Source organism: Citrifermentans bremense, from assembly GCF_014218275.1.
Classification (GTDB): Bacteria; Desulfobacterota; Desulfuromonadia; order Geobacterales; family Geobacteraceae; genus Geomonas; species Geomonas pelophila.
In genome coordinates this window covers 848,871-865,833 of the sequence record NZ_AP023213.1, presented here as the reverse complement: position 1 = coordinate 865,833, position 16,963 = coordinate 848,871, and the positions used below count along the sequence as shown (strand labels likewise).

Below are 16,963 nucleotides of genomic sequence, written 5' to 3'. Positions count from 1 at the left end.
AAGCAAAACCCTTGGCACGGAGAAAGTCTGAGCGAATCTGAGAAAGGTAAAAAACCTCTCTGCGGTTCTTCAGATTTTCTCCGTGGCCATTGGTTCTCTTGCTTATTTCTTGGTCAGCTTGCCGTTCTGGCGTATGGTCTTGGCGCTCTTCACGATGTCCGCCGGGACGGTGAGGCCGAGCTTCTTGGCGACGTCGAGGTTGATCAAAAGGTCGACGTCGGACGCCTTGGTCATGAAGCGGGTCGGGATCTGCTCGGGCTTTTTGCCCTTGAGGATATCGATCACCACCTTGCCGGTGGCGCGCCCCATCTTGTAGTAGTCAAAGCCCCAGGCGGCGAGGACGTCGTAGGTCTCGGAGGAGCTGGGATCGGCCGACATGATGGGGATCTTCGCCTTGCTGGCGACGTCCGCCACGGCACTCATCGCGGAGACCACGGTGTTGTCGGTGCTGATGTAGAAGGCGTCGACGCGGTGCGCGATGGCCTGGGCAGCCTGCTTCACCTCAGCCGACTTGGTGACGGTGGTCTCCACGAACTCGAGCCTCTTCTCCTTGCATACCTGCTTCACCATCCCGGCGAGAACCACGGCGTTCTCCTCGGAGCTGGTGTAGATGTGGCCGATGCGCTTGGTCTTGGGCTTGATCCTGAGCAGCATCTCGATCTGCTGCCTGACCGGGGTCATGTCGGACACGCCGGTGATGTTCTTGCCCCCCTTGGTGAGGGAGGGGACGAGCCCCGCCTTGACCGGGTCGGTGACCGCTGAGTAGACGATGGGGATCCCCTTGAGGGTGTTCTTGAGGGCCTGGGAGGTCGGAGTGGCGACGCCTACGGCGAGGTTCACCTTCTCGGACTGGAACTTGTTGGCGATGGAGGCGGCAGTGTTGATGTCGCCGTTGGCGTTCTGGACGTCGAAGGTCGCGTTGATCCGGGCGCTCTTCAGCTCGTCCTGGACTCCCTTCACCACCGAGTCGAGCGCCGGGTGGGAAACGATCTTAGAGATGCCGATCAGCACCGGCTTGGACGGGGCCGCCGCGAAAGCAGCCGCCGCGCAGACCAGGGACAGAGCGAAACAGAGCATCACGCTACGAAAATTCTTGTTCACCACACACCTCCAGTTACATTAAATTAGATTCTTTTGCTGTGACTACATATGGTAAGTACGGCAAGTATAAATAAGGGATGGAAATGACCTGAAAGGGGCGAGCTGCGCGCAAGAGGTCAGACCGGTTTCGGTGCAGCAGCATAACACTCATGAAGAGCGATCGTCAACGCCATAGTGCCAACAAGCGGAACAGAGTCTCGGCGCAAACCGAAAAAAAACTGACAGTGCAGGGGCGGAAACCGGTCATCAATTAGAATCAACTATAAGAACCAGGGCGCTGACTGTTGACACCGCCGCCGGAAAAAGGGTAAAGTACCGCGAGCTGCATGGTTTTGCCCTTTTTAGATACAGTACCAGGCAAGAAGAGCCCGCCCCTGCAACGGCGTAACCGGTCTCTGGACGCCGCCCCGCATTTCCCAGCAACCTCAGATACGAAGAAAGTTAGATTAGCGGCCCAAGTGACCGCTTTCAGGTCGTGCGACCACACGAGTTACACGCCGCTTGCGGCATTGACATACCCACTCAAGGAGATACTACGTGAAGCACCCGCACCTGCCCAACCGTCAACACCCCCGCGCCATGCTGCTTTTTGCCCTTTTGGCACTGCCCATCGGCCTTTGGGGATGCAAGGATAACAAACCCAGCGCCGCCACCGCGTCCGCACAGACCGTGGCCCAGGGGCAGGCGACTTCGGCCACGGCCCAGCCGCCGGCCGCGCCCCCTGCTCCCGCTGCTGAACCGGGGCAACCGGCAGCAACGACGCCCGCCTTCGACAACCAGACCGGCGCCGCCACCCCCGCCAAGGGGGGCAAAGGGAAAGCCGCCGGTCCCAAGGTGTCGTACCGCGCCGGGGAAGACCCCGATTTCGCCGCCAGGAAAGGTTGGCCGGTGAAGACTCCGGCCACGCTCCCCGGTTCAATCCTCCCCCAGAAGAGGATCGTCGCCTACTACGGCAACCCCCTCTCCAAGAAGATGGGTGCCTTGGGCGAATACCAGAAGGACGACATGCTGCAGCGCCTGAAGCGCGAGGCCGCCAAGTGGCAGGCCGCCGACCCGGCGCACCCGGCACAGCCGGCCCTGCACCTGATCGCTGTGGTAGCGCAGGGCGAGCCGGGGAAGGCCGGCCTCTACCGCATGGTGATGCCGGACAAGATCATCAACGACGTGTACAGCTGGGCCAAGCAGGCCAACGCCATCATGTTCATCGACATCCAGACCGGTCACGACAACATCCGCAACATCCTGCCGCGCTTCGAGTGGATCCTCAAGAACCCGGACGTGCACCTGGGGATCGACCCGGAGTTCAACCTGATCAAGAGCGGCAAGAAGCCGGGAACGAAGATCGGCACCTACGACGCGGCCGACATCAACTACGCCTCCAACTACCTGAAGGACCTGGTGAAGAAGTACAACCTCCCCCCGAAGGTCTTCGTCGTGCACCGCTTCACCCGCAACGGCGTCACCAACGCGAAGAACATAACGCTGCGCCCCGAGGTGCAGATCGTGATGAACATGGACGGCTGGGGCGCGCCCTGGCTCAAGCGCGACTCCTACAAGGACTACATCGTATCGGAACCGGTCGAGTACACCGGGTTCAAGCTCTTCTACCACAACGACACCAAGAAGGGTGACGCGCTGCTCACCCCTAAAGAGGTGCTGATGCTGCACCCGAAACCGCTCTACATCCAGTACCAGTAACAACCGGTTTCAATTTAAAAGGAGCGGCATTCCTCCCGCGTCGAGCCCAGGGCCGACGCGGCGGGTGCCGCTCCTTTTCGTTTCACTCCCCGTTCAGCACCGCGGACCAATCCATGGTCACCGCGGCCTCGCTCCACCGCCCCTGCTCCAAGCTCCTCTCCACGAACCTCGCCTCCCCGTCGCGCCCCACCAAAAGCACGCTGGAAGAGCACGTCCCGTAGCGCTCACTCTCGATGAAGATGGGGGATAAAAGCCGCTCCAGCTCCAGCCCGACCCCGGTGTCCGGAAGCTGGTCGTCGGGAGGGTGGGTGCGGTCCGCGAGGATGGCGAAGAGTTCTTCCAGGTCAGGTTCGCCTGCGCCAAGCGCCCGCTTAAGCGCCTGCGTCCCCCGCACCACCTTGGGCCAGGGGGTGTTCAAAAGCCGGTTGCTGAGCCCGTGGATCCCCGGCTCCAGCTGCACGGCCTCATCGGTCTTGCTGGAATAGCAGTGAAGGCGCATAGGCGTCCCGACGACCAGGTTGTAGCCTCCGAAGGGGCCCGCCGCCGCCCTCAGGCATTCAAGGTACCCTTCGGCATCCTCCACACCCTTCAAGAAGCCGCTCACCAGCCGGCCGCGCGAAAGCCCCTGCCGAACCAGGTCGGCGGGGTCGCGGTAGTTGGTCAAGGCGGCAATCCTCCCGGTCGTGGTGATGCCGAGCCAGGTGCCGCCATGCAGGAGGTCCCGCCCTCCGAAGAGTTGCGGCGCGTCCTCCCAGAAGGAGGCCCGTGCCGTGGGGCGCTGGTAGTATTCGTCCCGGTTGGCGAGAAGGACAAGGGGGTAACGTGGATGGGCCCGGTAGGCCAGAAGCAGAGTGCACATGGGGTTTCCTGCGGGGAATGTCAGAGGTTGACGATGCGCTCAAGGTCCTGTTTCTGGCTCTCCGAGAGCGCCTCGAACTTGACCCCGGCTCCCGGAATGCAGCGGGAGACTCCCCAGCTCAAGGACCAGCAGACGGTGGCCTCGATGGGGGCCTGATCGGCGAACTCCAGAAACCGCAGCCAGATCTTTTCGCCGAGCCGGAAATCCTCCATGGTGTGCAGGAAGGCCCCGCTCGAGCTGAGGTTGATGGTGAAAGACTTGTGGGCCTCCCCGTCCAGGAACCGGTCGTCGCGGCAGTAGAGCAGGTTCAGGTTGACCAGCTTGCGCTTGTCCTTGCGCAGGCTCCTGGCGGGAAAGGCCTTGCAGCGAGTCTGGATGAAAAACCTGAGCGCCGAATCGGTGTCGGGCGAGAAGCTCTGCTCCAGCGGGGTGAGCTTGATCTTCTTTTGCCGCGGCTCCCACTTGACCCGCAATACCGGGAAGAGGTTGATGATCTCGTAGGCTATGGCTTTCTCTTCCTTGCTGCAGCGCACCAGGGTCAATACGTCGACTACGATCCCGTTGTAAAGCCTCTCCGTGGCCAGTTCGGACATGTCCTGGAAAGAGTGTGCGACGTCACAGGCGGCCCCACTCCCGGTCACAGCATCAACGTAAGCACTCGCTGTCTCAGCATCCTTTACGACTATGAGTATCCTTATTTCTGACATTGGAGCTTTTCTTCCTTTGGCGCCTGGGACGCTGCTGAAGTAATGCACGGATCGTTTCTAAGGGCCGCTGCACGTCAACGGGGGGAAGTCACCCGTACCGGAATGCTACAATATAGCTATTAAAAAAAGAAGGTCAAATGCTTTCAAACGGGAAAGCTCGGTGAACGAGATCCTGAACTTTCCGTGTCCGCAGGATTTTTTGACGTTGACCCGCTGACGGCTAAACTCTAAGGCGTCCTTTGCCCCTTTATTCTGCCAACAGTTCAACAGCGGGAGAGCGATTATGCACATAGATCATGGACTGGTAACGCTAATCGACTTCATCAAGACCAAGCTGGGAAAGGGAAAGCACGTCCATCATCTGAGTGAAGGCGACGACCTGATAGAGGCGGAGGTGATGGACTCGCTGGCGGTGATGAAACTGATACTGTTTCTTGAGGATCAGTTCGACATCAAGATCAACGACGAGGACATAGCGCTCGACAACTTCAGGTCGGTGGAAACCATCTACGCGCTGGTAGATAAAAAGCGGAAGAAAAGGAACAGGGGGTAGCCCCCGGTCACGCAGGCCTCGTGGACGTGATGGCGACTATGGTCACGGTAAGGTCGCCTGCAGGGCGCCTGATGGTGATCTCGTCATCGACCCTGCGCCCCAAAAGCGCCTTGCCTACCGGAGAGTCGACGCTGATCTTTCCGGCTGCGACGTCGAACTCGTCCGGCCCCACCAGCTGGTAGCAGCGCTCCTCCCCTTCCTCGTCCTGATAGGTGACCCAGCAACCGAAGCTCACGGCGGCGGGGTTAAGCGGCGGGTAAACCACCTTCACCACCTTGAGCCTGTCCCCCAGGTGCTTCAGTTCGCGGTCTATCTCGCGCAGCCTCTTCTTCGAATAGATGTACTCCGCGTTCTCCGAGCGGTCCCCCTCGGCGGCCGCGTCCGCCATGTTCTTCACCATGCGCGGCCGCTCCGTCTCCCAGAGGAAGTCGTAGCGCTCCTGCAGCTTCTTGCGCCCTTCCGCGCTGATCATGTTGCTCGCCATTGTCCCCACTTCCTTCCTTAAGTTGCTCGCCCAGACCGATCGGGTCCGGCAGGGGGAGCATGATAATCGACTTTGGCGCGCAAGGCAACCGGGGAAGCCTTTTTGCGGCGGCTTTCTCCTGCGCCGGTGGCGCCGATGCCCGAATCCGGCAAGGCCGTAGCCGTAGGCCTTACTGATCCTGGTGCCGGTATTTCCTGATGGATTGCTCGTAGGTCTTCTGGATCTCGTTGGAGGGGGAGTAGTTGCTGCAATACCTGGTCAGGGCCCAGGCCAGCAGCAGCAAGAGCGCGCCCCAGGCGACCCGCGCCAGGATCTGCCGCCGGGTCAACGGCGCCCGAGGCGCCCGGTCGGCGTACAAGGGCTCGCGCTTGTCCGCTATCTTGCGCAGGTGCTCTATCTGAGCCACCGAGATCTGCTTGAAGATCAGGTCGCGGTCCCGTTCGTCCAAAAGGTCGAACTGCATCCCGGTGTCGTAACGCAAGGAGCCGTCCCTGAGTTCGCGGGGAGGCTTGATGTGGATCACCCGGGCCACGGTGTGCACCACCCGCGGAGGATCCAGGGGAAGATGGAGCTCGAGGTTCAAGATCTGCTCTGGCTGGACCTTATGCGGGATTCTAAGGCAAAGCCCCCCGCCGCTTAGGTTCAGCTGCGCCCTGAGGATGTCCTCCCACTGGATCACCCTCACCGGGGGAAAGCGCGCCATCTGCGAGGCGATGACGATGTCGTCGTACCCCTGGAACCTCATGTGCTCGTGCTCTTTGCGCACCTCCCAGTCCCTTTCCACGTCCCTGCGCAGCGATTCGTCGATGATGTCGTACTTGACCCTCATCCCGAGGTCGATCCTGAAGAACTGGCGGCGCTCGCGCAGCGTGAAGGCGCCGAAGAGACGGATGCGCAAGACCCGCCCCCCCAGCTTCTCGGTCACAATGCCGCCGCAGGTGTAGACGTCGGCCCTGACCCAGACGCTGACGTCGAGGATGAAGCCGACGTCGAAGCGGACCTCGGAGGGGAGGACGTCGCGCGAGATCTGCACCACCAGTTCGTCCCGGTTCCCCTCGCTGATGATGCCCCAGTCCCGGAACACGCCCCCTCCCGAAAGCGGGATCCCGACCTCGATGCGCATCCCTTCGCCAAGGTATTCCCTGTACTCGCTGTATTCGTCTTCCATGAGAACCCGTACGGCCTTTTAATAAGAGATTGAGGTACAGACACATTAAACTCGACTAGCGCTTGATTTGCAAGGGCGAAGGCGCAGAGAATCCGGCATTCAGCGGGCGGTGACGGGGGAAGGGCCGCGCCTTGACAACGCCTTCGCCTGTGTTATCACAGGTAGGGTTGTTATTAATGAGACATTAGAGGAGAGAAGCCTTATGAAGAAGATCGCCAGATCGGCAGCCGCACTTATCGTGTTATTCGCAGCGTCCCAGGCACTGGCCGTTGGCAACGGCAAGTCGGTGGAATGGAACACCTCCATGGGGAAAGTCGTTTTCAAGGGGGACGCCCACGCGGGCAAAGGGATGAAGTGCAACGAGTGTCACACGAAGATCTTCAAGATGAAGAAGGGTGCGGCCCAGATGAAGATGGCGGACATAAACGCCGGGAAGTACTGCGGCGAGTGCCACAACGGCAAGAGGGCCTTCAAGCCCGCCGGCAACTGTGCCAAGTGCCACAAGAAATAAGCTGCATCAGCTGAAATTCAGCAGCAAACCGATCACGGCAGCCCCAAGGATCACGGCCATAGGCGCTATGGCCGTGAACTGGAGCAGCAGGAAACCTGCGGCGAGGAGGATATAGTCGCGGGCAGAGGCCAGAGAGGTCCGGCCCAGCGTGAAGGCGGCGGCGAGAACCAGCCCCACCACAGCGGGGAGTATCCCGTTCAGGAAGTGCTTCACCGCCTGCACCTGGCTGAACTGCCTGTAGCGGCTGGAGATAAGAAGCATCAGCGCCGTGCAGGGAAGGAAGATGCAGACGGTCCCCGCCAGCGCCCCGGCGAAGCCCCCAGCCTTGAACCCGGTGAAGGTGGCCAGCATCGCCAAGGGGCCGGGGGTCAACTGGGAGAGCGCCACGCCGTCCAGGAACTCCTTCAGGGAGAGCCAATGCATCTGGTCCACCATGACCCGGTGCAAAAGCGGGATCAGGACGTACCCCCCTCCGAAGAAGACCACCCCGATCTTGAGAAAGACCCAGCAGAGTTTCAGCAGCGCCCCCATCAGTTCTTCCTCCCGGCACGCCACCCCTGGTACAGCCCCCAGCACCCTGCCAGGACGAGGACGGTGAGGCCGCTCACCCCGAAGAACGCGGAGGCGGCAAAGGCGATCAGGGCCACGGCCGCGCTGTCCCAGCGGGTGGCGTTCTTGCGCGCCATGCCGAGGGCCGCCACCAGGATCAGCGCGATAACGATCGGGTTGGAACCGAGCAGCGCCGACTTCAGCTCCGGGAGCTCGTGGTAGCGAAAGTAAAGCAGGCTCAAAAGGCAGACCAGCAGGAAGGACGGTGCGATGAACGAGGTGGCGGCGACGATGCCGCCGAGAGTCCCGCGCAGATAATAGCCGACGAAGGTGCAGCTGTTGAGCGAAAAAGGGCCGAGGATCTGGCTGAAGGCGAGCCCGTGCATGAACTCCGTATGCTCCAGCCACTTTTTCTCGTTCACGCAGCGCCGCTCGACCAGCGCCACCACCGCCATCCCCCCGCCGAAACCGGTTGCCCCTATCATGAAGAAGGTCGCCGCCAGCTCGGCCAGGGTCACTCTTTGCGCCTTGTTTTCCATCCGGGCTTTATAGCAGGATCCCCGCCTTTAGAAAAGATCGATTTTGTGTTGGTCAAAGAAGGCAAAAAACATTACAAAGGACCTTCGGGGGCCCGGGCGCCTTTGCCCCCCCGTTACCAAGACCGCAGTGACCACGGCGCCCTCGATCAGCGGAAGATCAGGGGCCCTTCCCCTAAGCCGAGTTAAAGGAGATAGAGATGAGCGTAATCACCAAGAGATCGGTCTGCCCCTTCGACTGCCCGGACACCTGCGGCATGCTGGTGGAGGTGGAGGAAGGGAAGGCTGTCGGCGTCAAGGGAGACCCGCTGCATCCCTTCAGCCGCGGCACCCTCTGCCCGAAGATGCGCCACTACGAGAAAAGCGTGCACTCGCCCTTGAGGCTCACCACGCCGCTCAAGAGAACCGGCGCCAAGGGAAGCGGCGAGTTCGCCCCCATCTCCTGGGAGGAGGCGATCACGACCATCGCCGGACGCTGGCACGCCATCATCGCCGAGCACGGGGCCGAGGCGATCCTCCCCTACTCCTACGCGGGGACCATGGGGATCGTGCAGAGAAACGCGGGGCACCCCTTTTTCCACCGGCTGGGCGCCTCCAGGCTGGACCGCACCATCTGCTCCCCGGCCAAGGGGGCGGGATGGCAGGCGGTGATGGGGCAGACGGCGACACCCGCCCCGGAGAGCGCCGGCAAGAGCGACCTCCTGATCCTCTGGGGGATTAACGCGGCCGCCACCAGCATCCATTTCCTGAACCAGGCGAAGGAGGTCAAGGCGAAAGGCGGCTCGGTGTGGCTCATCGACACCTACGAGACCCCGACCGCCGCGGCGGCGGACCGCACCTTCCTGGTCCGCCCGGGAAGCGACGGGGCCCTGGCGCTGGGGATCATGCACGTCATTGCCCGCGACGGGCTCACCGACACGGCCTTCCTCGACTCGCAGGTGCTGGGGTACGAAGAGCTCCGCCGCGAGGTGCTCCCCCTCTACCCGCCCGAGGCATGCGCCCGCATCACCGGACTTTCGGTTGAGGAGATCGAGCTCATGGCGCGTGCCTATGCGGCCGCCCGCGCCCCGTTCATACGCCTTGGGAGCGCCCTGTCGCGTTACGGCAACGGCGCCATGACCGTGCGGACCATCTGCTGCCTGCCGGCGCTTGTAGGGGCGTACGGCAAGGAAGGAGGGGGGTGCTTCCCCGACACCGCGACCGGCGCCGCCTTCCCGATGGCGCTTTTGCTGCGCGAGGACCTGATTCAGGGGGCGCCGCGCCTGGTCAACATGAACCAGCTGGGGCAGGCGCTGAACGAGCTCTGCGACCCGCCGGTCATGGGGCTCTACGTCTACCACTCGAACCCCGCCGCGGTCACACCGGACCAGAACGCGGTCTTGAAGGGGCTCTCCCGCGAGAACCTCTTCACCGTGGTGCACGAGCGTTTCCTGACCGACACGGCGCGCTACGCCGACATCGTGCTCCCGGCTACCTCTTCCCTTGAGCACAGCGACATCTACCGCTCCTACGGCACCTACTGCATCCAGAGGGCACAGGCGGCGATCGACCCCGTCGGGGAGAGCAGATCGAACTGGGAGGTGTTCTCACTCCTCGCGGCGGAGCTCGGCTTCGAGGAGGAACTCTTCACCCTGTCCGCGGACCAGGTGATCGACCGGCTTTTAGCCGTCCCCACGCCGCTTAGGCAGGGGATCGACGAGGGGGCGCTCGCCGCCGGGCTCCCGGTGGAGCTGGCAGCAAGAGAAGGGGGATACCGGACCCCTTCGGGTAAGATCGAGATCCTGAACCGGAAGCTTTCGCACCCGCTCCCCTTGTATCTACCCACCCACGAGGAGAACGGCGCCCTCCCCTTCCGGCTCATGACCGCCCCGAACCCCTACGCCCTGAACGCCACCTTCTATGAACAGGAGGAACTAAGGGCCCGGCAGGGGGGGATGCAGCTCAGGATGAACCCCGCCGACGCCGCGGCCAAGGGGCTTGCCGACGGCGAGCGGGTGGTGGCCTGGAACCAGTTGGGAGAGGTGACCTTCATCCTGAAGACGACGGACAAGGTCCCCGCGGGGCTCGTGGTCGCGGAGGGGGTCTGGTGGCTCGCCTACGCGCCGGGGAGCCGCTCGGTGAACGCCCTCACCTCGCAGCGCCTGACCGACGAGGGGGGAGGAAGCACCTTCTACGACAACCGCGTCGACGTGCGCCGGGAGCTTTAATGTACATTTTTGCCTCATGCTTTTAACTATCCTGCCGAAGTAAAAAGGAGAAAGCGGACAAAAAAGCGATGCGGGGGGCACATGGAACCGAGCAACAAGATCCTGTTGGAAAGCGGCACCAACGAACTGGAAATAGTTGAATTCAGAATAGACGAGCTTGACGGCAAGGGGAACGTGGTCCCGTGCTACTTCGGCGTCAACGTGGCCAAGGTGCGCGAGATAATCAGGCTCCCCAACACGCGCAAGGTGGTGAACGCTAACCCGTCGGTAAGCGGCATGATCAAGCTCAGGGACCAGGTGATCACGCTGATCGACCTCTCCCGGGCGCTCAACAAGAACTGCGACGGGATCCTGGCGGACCGCGTCATCGTCCTTGAATTCAACAGGATCATCGTCGGGATCCAGGTCCACTCGGTCTCCCGCATCTACCGCATCTCCTGGGAGCACGTGGAGCCGCCGGTGAAGGCGATCCACGATGCGAACATCACCGGCGTGGTCAAGATGGAGGACCGCATCATCCTGATCCTCGACTTCGAAAAGATCATCGGCGAACTCTCGTCCACCATGGCGCTCTCCGCCCCCGGCGAAGACCTCCTGCTCGCCCACTCGGCGATCAACCGGCACGAGAAGACCATCCTGGTCGCCGACGACTCCTCCTTCATCCGCAAGACCATGTGCGGGACCCTGCGCGACGCCGGCTACCAGGTGGTGGAGGCGGAAAACGGCGAGGAGGCTTGGGAGTACGTCTGCAGCGTGCGCCAGCAGTGCGCCGAAAGCGGCAAGGCGGTGACCGATTGCCTGAACCTGGTCATCACCGACATCGAGATGCCCCGGATGGACGGGCTGCACCTCACCTCCCTGATCCGGAAGGAAGGGGCTCTGGAAAAGCTCCCCGTGGTCATCTTCTCCTCCCTCGCCAGCGAGGACAACAAGCTGAAATGGCGCGACCTCGGGGCAAGCGGCATCCTCACCAAGCCCGACCTCCCCCACCTGGTCGAGAAGGCGGACACGCTTGTCCTTTGACGAAGTCCCCGAGCTGTCGGTCGTCGTGCCGGTCTACAACGAGGAAGGAAACCTGCTTCCCTTCCTGGAGACGATGGCTAGCCAGCGCGAGCTGCACTTCGAAGTGATCATTTCGGACGGGGGTGCCGGCGACGGCGGAGCGGCGCTCGCCCGCGGCTTCGCGGCGCAGGCCCCGTTTGCGCTGACGCTGATCGAGGGGGGAAAGGGAAGGGGAGCGCAGATGAACCGCGGGGCGGCAGCGGCGCGCGGGGAGTTGCTCCTCTTTCTCCACGTGGATTCCAGGTTCGACGATCCGCTGGCATTCAGAAAAGCTGTGGACGCGCTCAAGGAGGCACGCCGGACCGGGCCCAGGGTCGCCGGCCGCTTCTCCCTTTTTTTCGATTTCGACGGCCCCGCCCCTCTCCCCTACCGCTTCTACGGCGCCAAGGCGGCGCTGGACCGCCCCGGATGCACCCACGGCGACCAGGGTTTCATGCTGGGGCGCGACTTCTTCGAGGAGACAGGCCCCTTCCAGAGCGCGCTTCCGCTCATGGAGGACACCTTCCTCGCCGAGAGGATCAGGGAGCGGGGGAAATGGATCCTCTTCCCCTCCCGCATCGCCACCTCGCCCCGCCGCTTCCTTACCGAGGGGCTCCTCCCCCGCCAGAGCCTGAACGCCATCCTGATGAACCTGGCCACCCTCGGCCACCTCTCTCTGATCGAATCGCTAAAGGAAAGCTACCGCAGCCAGGACGCGGCCAAGACGCTCAAGTTGCGCCCCATCCTGCACCCCCTTTACCGCAAGATGGCGCAACTGCCGCGCCGGCAGCGGTGGCGGCTTTGGTACGACACCGGGAGCTACGTCAGGAGCAACGCCTGGCAGATCGCTTTTTTTCTGGACGTGGTGACGGGTGGTGCGGGGGAAGGTAAAGGGGGAAGGTTTCTCGCGCTGCACGACCGCCTTCTCGGGCGGCTCATCGACAACAGGGGCGGCAACTGCGCCGCGGCCCTTTTAACCTGGTTCTGGTTCCAGGCAACCATGCGTTTTTCCCGCTAGGAGGCCGGAGGCTCTTCCGGCCTGAGGGCGGCTAGGAAGGACTTCAGCACCGCCGTCTCCTCTTCGCCCAATTCCAGGAACTCCATCCCGAAGCCGACCGGCAGAGAATTGTGCACCCGTTTCCCCTCCTCGTTCAGCCAGGCCACCCATCCCTTCAGCTCCAACAGCCGCGGGCGCTCCCCCTGAAGGTAAAGCGCCAGGCGGAGTTTCTGGTGCAACAGCAGCCGCTCCCTTGTCGCCACGAACACGCCCCCGTCACCGATGTCGAGGACGACGCCGCCGACGGGGGTTTTGCCCTGCAGGAAAAGGGCCGGCAGGTGGCAGGGGATGCGCGGCTCGCGCCGCTCCACCGCGTCGGTGTACTTGCGGGCGAGATCTAGGAACAAGCGGCGGTCGAGCGGCTTGGTGAGGAAGTTGTCGCAACCGGCCAGCTTCGCCCGCTCCCGGTCTTCTTCCTTCCCCGCGGTGGTCAGCATCACCACCGGAATGCCGCATAAAAACGGGTCGGCTTTCAGCTCGGCGCAGCAGGCGACGCCGTCCATGACCGGCATGTGCATGTCCATGAAGATCAGATCGGGGGGGTCCTTCCGGATCAGCTCCAGCGCCTCGGCGCCGTTGCCGGCGGTGACGATGTCAACGTGCGACAGTTTGAGGAAACTCTTCTCCAGCTCCAGTATCAGCCGGGTGTCGTCCACCAGCATTATCTTCGGATAAGCCATGCCCACTCCCCCTGTCGATTGACCTCTTCCGCGGCGAGGTCCGGCCTCATGTTGAAGAGCTGCCCGCAAGCAAGCCGCCACGAGCCCAAGGCCCGGCAGACGGCAAGTGCCACATTAATCCAATATTGCAGCCATCGTCAAGTGGGAAAGATCACAGCGGATTTCGGCTACGGCGGCGCTCAGAGCACCAGGCGGACCAAGTCCGGGAGCGTCCTGATACGCAAGGGGGTGCAGCAGAAATAGTCGCCGTCCAACTGCACCGCCTTGTCACCGGAGAGCTCCAGTTCGGTCGCGGCGAAGGAGGTCACCGAGCCGGCAACCGAGGCCCCTCCGAAAAGGAGCATGAGGCCGAGCTTCAGGTAGGCCAGCCGCCCCCCCTTGATGCAGAGCACCTGGAAACCGGGGGAGAAGAGGTCCGCCTCCGGGGCGAGGACGAAGTTGCCGCCGTACTTGGCGGCGTTGCATACGATCACCCCGTGGCAGGAGAGGCTTCGCCCGGCAGCGGTGACGCTCAGCTCCGACCGGTCCCAGGAAAGGAGCACCCTGAGCGCAGAGAGCAGGTAGGCGCCCTTGCCTAAAATCCGTTTCTCGGAAAGGCGCACACCGCGCACCACCGCACCGTCCATCCCGGCGCCGGCCATGAGCAGGAAGCGTCTTTTCTCCCCGTCCCGCTCGATCTCGCCGACCGAGATGGGGCGGGTCGCCCTGCGAGCCAGTCGGTCCAGGGCGTCGTCGACGGAAGCGATCCCCAACTCCCGCGCCAGGACGTTGGCGGTCCCAAGCGGTACCACCCCGAGCGTCGCCTTACCCGGAACCAGGCCGTTCAGGACGCCGTTCACCGTGCCATCGCCGCCGGCAACGACCATCAGCGGATCGTCGTGCTCGGCGCAAAGGCGCGCCGCGAAGAGCGCGGGGTCGGCGGCGCTTGTGGTCGGCATCAGCTCGGGGTCTAGCCCCCTTTGTCTGAGCCCGGCCATGATCCGGTCGACGGTCTTCTGGGAATAGCTTCCCGAGGTGGGGTTCACGATGAGAAAGCAGCGGCTGGGCAAGCGAGAACCTCCACAGGATTAAAATAATGATCAGCCGCCCACGCGCCCGTGCGCGCTTTGTCGCTCCGCTCTCCTTCCCCCGGAGGGGGGAGGCCGGGAGGGGGGATAGGCGGAATCGGTTTCCCCCTCCCTGTCCCTCCCCCTCCGGGGGAGGGGACTCGTGAGGCAGCTGAGGAATCCTGGTAACCGGCAACGAAAAGGGCCGCGGCGTGCGGCCCTCGCGGAAGGTAGCAAATCGCCCTCCCCTTTTCAAGTTCTCGTTATCTTAGATCCCGCAACCTCTTTTTCTCATTCCTTCAAGGGGCCGGTCCCAGGGAGCGGGAGAGCCCCCTCCTCCTTCGCCGGATCCTTGTCCTGCTGCGCCAGCCGCCGCATGTTCTCGAACATCTGCTTCAGCCTCTTTTGCACCAGGAAGTTGACGCTCCCCTCGGGGTAGCTCCCATCCTCGGCCATCTTCCCCGCCGCGACTCCGGTCAGTATCTCGATCCCCTGGTCCACCTCCTGGACGCTCCAGATGTGGAACATACCGTCCTGGACCGCCTGCACCACCTCGTCGTTCAGCATCAGGTTGTGCTCGTTGATCTTGGGAATGAGGACCCCCTGTTCGCCGGTCAACCCCTTGGCCTTGCAGACGTTGTAGAACCCTTCGATCTTGTAGTTGACGCCGCCGATGGGCTGGATCTGGCCGAGTTGGTTCACGCTCCCGGTCACCGCTATCCCTTGCCGGATGGGAAGCCCGGAGAGCGCGGAGAGCAGGCCGTAGAGTTCGGCGCTGGAGGCGCTGTCCCCTTCGACCCCTTCATAGGACTGCTCGAAGCAGATGTGCGCGGAGAAGGAGAGCGGCTGGTCCTGGGCGAACTTTCCGGCCAGGTAGCCGGTCAGGATCAGCACCCCCTTGTCGTGGATCGGGCCGGAAAGCTTCACCTCGCGCTCGATGTTGACCATGCCGGCCCGACCCTGCGAGACCCGTATGGTGAGACGGGAGGGGCGGCCGAAGGTGTAATCGCCGAGGGTCATGACGGAGAGGCCGTTGATCTGCCCGACGACACTCCCCTTGGTGTCGCACAGGATCACCCCCTTCGCCAGGTATTCCTGGATCCGCTCCTCGATCCGGTTGGAGCGGAAGGTCTTCTCGTGCACCGCCCGCTTCACCCAGCCGCGGTCCACCACCTCGGCCCCCTCGCGCTGGGCCCAGTAGCTCGCCTCCCGGATCAGGTCGGAGAGCTCGGTGAACTGTGAGGAAAGCCGCTCCTGGTCCTCCACCAGGAGCGAGGCGTACTCCAGAAGGGCCGCGACGCCCGTGGTGTCGAAGGGAAGGAGCCCCTCCTTGCAGCAGTGGGCCGCGACGAACAGGGCGTAGTCCTGCATCACCTCGGGGGTCCGGTGGATCTGGTTGTCGAAGTCGGCCTTCACCTTGAAGAACTTCCGGTAGTCCGGCTCCATGTAGAAGAGGAGGTAGTAGATCCAAAGCGACCCGATCATGATGATCTTCGCGTTCAGCGGTATCGGCTCGGGCTTGAGCGAGACCACCGTCATGAAGCGGTACTGCTCAAGGACGTCCTCGATCTTGATCTCCATGTTCCTGATGCAGCGCTTCAAGGACTCCCAGGCGAAGGGGTTGATCAGCACCTCGCGGGCGTCCACGATGAGGTAGCCGCCGTTGGCGCGGTGCAGGGCGCCCGGCTTGATCAGCGTGAAGTTGGTGCTGGCCACCCCCCCCATCTGCATGATGTTCTCGATCCGTCCGAAAAGGTTGGTGTAGGTCGGGTTGGACTCGAACACCATGGGTGCGCCGTTGTCCGGGTTGTTCTCCACCAGGACGTTCACCTCGTAGCGTTCGAAGGTCGGCTCCTGCTTGGGCAGCTTCAGCCCCGGGATCTGGGGAGGCGCCACCTGCGGCTTGAAGTCCTCCAGGTTCAAGAGGAGGTCTTCCTGAACGTCGTCCAGGTATTTCTGGACCTTCTGGAAGCCGACGTACTTTTCCTTCAGGGGGTCGAGGTGGTGCCCCACGGCGGAAAGTCCCAACTCGCGGTCCAGCTGCGAGAGGGCGTCGCGCAGCAACTTCTCGTTCTCGCGCACCTGGCGCAGGCAGTCGTTGAGCCTCTCGGTGAGTTCCCGGCCGACGGAGTCGAGCTGCTCCCGCTCGCCCTTCTCCAGCGCCTCGTATTCCTCCTGGGTGAAGTTGCGCCCCTCCTTCTGGGGGACGATGACTAGGCCGGAGACGGTGCGCTGCAGCGCGAATCCCCTATCAGTCGCCTCCTTTTCCAGCTCGGAGAAGATCTCACCGTTTTTCTCCTGGAACTGCTCGATCAGGGTGACCCGGTTGGTCTCGTACTCCTTGCTCTCCAGGGCGGTAGGGATGTCGGAGCGCATGTAATCCAACAGCTCCCGCATGTCGGCGGCAAGCTCCTTACCCATCCCTGCGGGGAGCGCGAGCGCCAGGGGGGCGTCGGGGGCGTCGAAGTTGTGGACGTAGCACCAGTCGCTTGGGGGGGAGGTGCCTTTCACGTACTTCTGCAGCATCTGCCGGATCGTCGAGGTTCTTCCGGTTCCGGTATCCCCCGCCAGGTAGATGTTGAACCCGTTGTTGGGCATGCCGAGGCCGAAGTCTATGGCGGCGGTGGCCCTGTTCTGCGCGATGTTCCCCTGCAGGCCGGCGATCTCTTCGGTGGTCTTAAAATTGAACAGGGCGGGGTCGCACACCCAGCGAAGCTTCTCTACAGGTACCCGGCAGTCGGTTTCGGACATGGGGAGCCTCCTTGC

Annotated in this window: 16 protein-coding genes; 6 read left to right on the top strand and 10 right to left on the bottom strand. The window is 62.9% G+C overall.

Annotated elements, in window-relative coordinates:
• Positions 1–102: 102 nt before the first annotated feature.
• The gene (locus GEOBRER4_RS03700; protein ID WP_185244274.1) at positions 103–1,101 is read right to left on the bottom strand and encodes an ABC transporter substrate-binding protein; all 999 of its coding nucleotides are present in this window, start codon (positions 1,099–1,101) and stop codon (positions 103–105) included.
• Between the two features lie 537 nt (positions 1,102–1,638).
• Between GEOBRER4_RS03700 and GEOBRER4_RS03695 the strand changes: the two genes are divergently transcribed.
• Entirely contained in the window at positions 1,639–2,799 is a 1,161-nt protein-coding gene (locus tag GEOBRER4_RS03695) for a hypothetical protein (protein WP_226377878.1), read from the top strand.
• 82 nt (positions 2,800–2,881) lie between these two features.
• Here GEOBRER4_RS03695 and GEOBRER4_RS03690 read toward each other — a convergent pair whose 3' ends face one another.
• Together GEOBRER4_RS03690 and GEOBRER4_RS03685 are read right to left on the bottom strand one after the other, a co-directional pair.
• Positions 2,882–3,658: an NRDE family protein gene (locus GEOBRER4_RS03690; protein ID WP_185244273.1), complete on the bottom strand. Its 777-nt coding sequence runs from the start codon at positions 3,656–3,658 to the stop codon at positions 2,882–2,884.
• A gap of 20 nt (positions 3,659–3,678) precedes the next feature.
• The gene (locus tag GEOBRER4_RS03685) at positions 3,679–4,365 is read right to left on the bottom strand and encodes a PilZ domain-containing protein (protein WP_085813810.1); all 687 of its coding nucleotides are present in this window, start codon (positions 4,363–4,365) and stop codon (positions 3,679–3,681) included.
• Between the two features lie 283 nt (positions 4,366–4,648).
• Between GEOBRER4_RS03685 and GEOBRER4_RS03680 the strand changes: the two genes are divergently transcribed.
• The gene (locus GEOBRER4_RS03680) at positions 4,649–4,918 is read left to right on the top strand and encodes an acyl carrier protein (protein WP_185244272.1); all 270 of its coding nucleotides are present in this window, start codon (positions 4,649–4,651) and stop codon (positions 4,916–4,918) included.
• A gap of 7 nt (positions 4,919–4,925) precedes the next feature.
• On the opposite strand, the gene GEOBRER4_RS03675 is transcribed toward GEOBRER4_RS03680, so the two are convergent.
• Positions 4,926–5,402 carry a GreA/GreB family elongation factor gene (locus tag GEOBRER4_RS03675; protein WP_085813812.1) on the bottom strand — a complete coding sequence of 159 codons (477 nt, stop codon included), beginning with the start codon at positions 5,400–5,402 and terminating at the stop codon, positions 4,926–4,928.
• A gap of 169 nt (positions 5,403–5,571) precedes the next feature.
• A complete protein-coding gene (locus tag GEOBRER4_RS03670) occupies positions 5,572–6,570 on the bottom strand; it encodes a PilZ-like domain-containing protein (RefSeq protein ID WP_185244271.1) in 999 nt (332 codons plus the stop codon).
• Between the two features lie 202 nt (positions 6,571–6,772).
• Here GEOBRER4_RS03670 and GEOBRER4_RS03665 point away from each other — a divergent pair, with 202 nt between their 5' ends.
• Positions 6,773–7,081, top strand: coding sequence for a cytochrome c3 family protein (locus GEOBRER4_RS03665; RefSeq protein WP_085813814.1), 309 nt, complete (start codon positions 6,773–6,775; stop codon positions 7,079–7,081).
• Positions 7,082–7,087: 6 nt separating this feature from the next.
• Here the strand turns inward: GEOBRER4_RS03665 and GEOBRER4_RS03660 are convergent, their stop codons facing one another.
• Both GEOBRER4_RS03660 and GEOBRER4_RS03655 read right to left on the bottom strand, forming a co-directional pair.
• The gene (locus GEOBRER4_RS03660) at positions 7,088–7,612 is read right to left on the bottom strand and encodes a chromate transporter (RefSeq protein ID WP_185244270.1); all 525 of its coding nucleotides are present in this window, start codon (positions 7,610–7,612) and stop codon (positions 7,088–7,090) included.
• Positions 7,612–8,169, bottom strand: coding sequence for a chromate transporter (locus GEOBRER4_RS03655; protein ID WP_185244269.1), 558 nt, complete (start codon positions 8,167–8,169; stop codon positions 7,612–7,614). The genes GEOBRER4_RS03660 and GEOBRER4_RS03655 overlap by 1 nt, the downstream gene beginning before the upstream one ends.
• Positions 8,170–8,366: 197 nt before the next feature.
• Here GEOBRER4_RS03655 and GEOBRER4_RS03650 point away from each other — a divergent pair, with 197 nt between their 5' ends.
• The 3 genes from GEOBRER4_RS03650 to GEOBRER4_RS03640 all read left to right on the top strand — a co-directional run bounded on the left by GEOBRER4_RS03650 (position 8,367) and on the right by GEOBRER4_RS03640 (position 12,432).
• On the top strand, positions 8,367–10,373 hold the full coding sequence (locus GEOBRER4_RS03650; protein WP_185244268.1) for a molybdopterin oxidoreductase family protein: 2,007 nt from the start codon (positions 8,367–8,369) through the stop codon (positions 10,371–10,373).
• A gap of 81 nt (positions 10,374–10,454) precedes the next feature.
• Complete coding sequence (locus GEOBRER4_RS03645) at positions 10,455–11,396, top strand: chemotaxis protein (protein WP_185244267.1); 942 nt, start codon at positions 10,455–10,457, stop codon at positions 11,394–11,396.
• The gene (locus GEOBRER4_RS03640) at positions 11,386–12,432 is read left to right on the top strand and encodes a TIGR04283 family arsenosugar biosynthesis glycosyltransferase (RefSeq protein WP_185244266.1); all 1,047 of its coding nucleotides are present in this window, start codon (positions 11,386–11,388) and stop codon (positions 12,430–12,432) included. Before GEOBRER4_RS03645 ends, GEOBRER4_RS03640 begins: the two co-directional genes overlap by 11 nt.
• Here GEOBRER4_RS03640 and GEOBRER4_RS03635 read toward each other — a convergent pair.
• The 3 genes from GEOBRER4_RS03635 to GEOBRER4_RS03625 form a co-directional block, all read right to left on the bottom strand.
• Positions 12,429–13,151 carry a response regulator gene (locus GEOBRER4_RS03635; RefSeq protein WP_185244265.1) on the bottom strand — a complete coding sequence of 241 codons (723 nt, stop codon included), beginning with the start codon at positions 13,149–13,151 and terminating at the stop codon, positions 12,429–12,431. The two genes, GEOBRER4_RS03640 and GEOBRER4_RS03635, sit on opposite strands and share 4 nt — an antisense overlap.
• A 179-nt stretch (positions 13,152–13,330) precedes the next feature.
• Entirely contained in the window at positions 13,331–14,200 is an 870-nt protein-coding gene (locus GEOBRER4_RS03630; protein WP_185244264.1) for a diacylglycerol/lipid kinase family protein, read from the bottom strand.
• 288 nt (positions 14,201–14,488) lie between these two features.
• Positions 14,489–16,948 (bottom strand): Lon protease family protein, encoded by a 2,460-nt coding sequence (locus GEOBRER4_RS03625; protein WP_185244263.1) that lies wholly within the window; start codon positions 16,946–16,948, stop codon positions 14,489–14,491.
• Positions 16,949–16,963: the final 15 nt, after the last annotated feature.

Bases quoted from the DNA above. Each gene is read 5' to 3' on its own strand.
- GEOBRER4_RS03690 (WP_185244273.1), bottom strand. From the start codon at position 3,658: ATGTGCACTCTGCTTCTGGCCTACCGGGCCCATCCACGTTACCCCCTT.
- GEOBRER4_RS03685 (WP_085813810.1), bottom strand. From the start codon at position 4,365: ATGTCAGAAATAAGGATACTCATAGTCGTAAAGGATGCTGAGACAGCG.
- GEOBRER4_RS03680 (WP_185244272.1), top strand. From the start codon at position 4,649: ATGCACATAGATCATGGACTGGTAACGCTAATCGACTTCATCAAGACC.
- GEOBRER4_RS03675 (WP_085813812.1), bottom strand. From the start codon at position 5,402: ATGGCGAGCAACATGATCAGCGCGGAAGGGCGCAAGAAGCTGCAGGAG.
- GEOBRER4_RS03670 (WP_185244271.1), bottom strand. From the start codon at position 6,570: ATGGAAGACGAATACAGCGAGTACAGGGAATACCTTGGCGAAGGGATG.
- GEOBRER4_RS03665 (WP_085813814.1), top strand. From the start codon at position 6,773: ATGAAGAAGATCGCCAGATCGGCAGCCGCACTTATCGTGTTATTCGCA.
- GEOBRER4_RS03660 (WP_185244270.1), bottom strand. From the start codon at position 7,612: ATGGGGGCGCTGCTGAAACTCTGCTGGGTCTTTCTCAAGATCGGGGTG.
- GEOBRER4_RS03655 (WP_185244269.1), bottom strand. From the start codon at position 8,169: ATGGAAAACAAGGCGCAAAGAGTGACCCTGGCCGAGCTGGCGGCGACC.
- GEOBRER4_RS03650 (WP_185244268.1), top strand. From the start codon at position 8,367: ATGAGCGTAATCACCAAGAGATCGGTCTGCCCCTTCGACTGCCCGGAC.
- GEOBRER4_RS03645 (WP_185244267.1), top strand. From the start codon at position 10,455: ATGGAACCGAGCAACAAGATCCTGTTGGAAAGCGGCACCAACGAACTG.
- GEOBRER4_RS03635 (WP_185244265.1), bottom strand. From the start codon at position 13,151: ATGGCTTATCCGAAGATAATGCTGGTGGACGACACCCGGCTGATACTG.
- GEOBRER4_RS03625 (WP_185244263.1), bottom strand. From the start codon at position 16,948: ATGTCCGAAACCGACTGCCGGGTACCTGTAGAGAAGCTTCGCTGGGTG.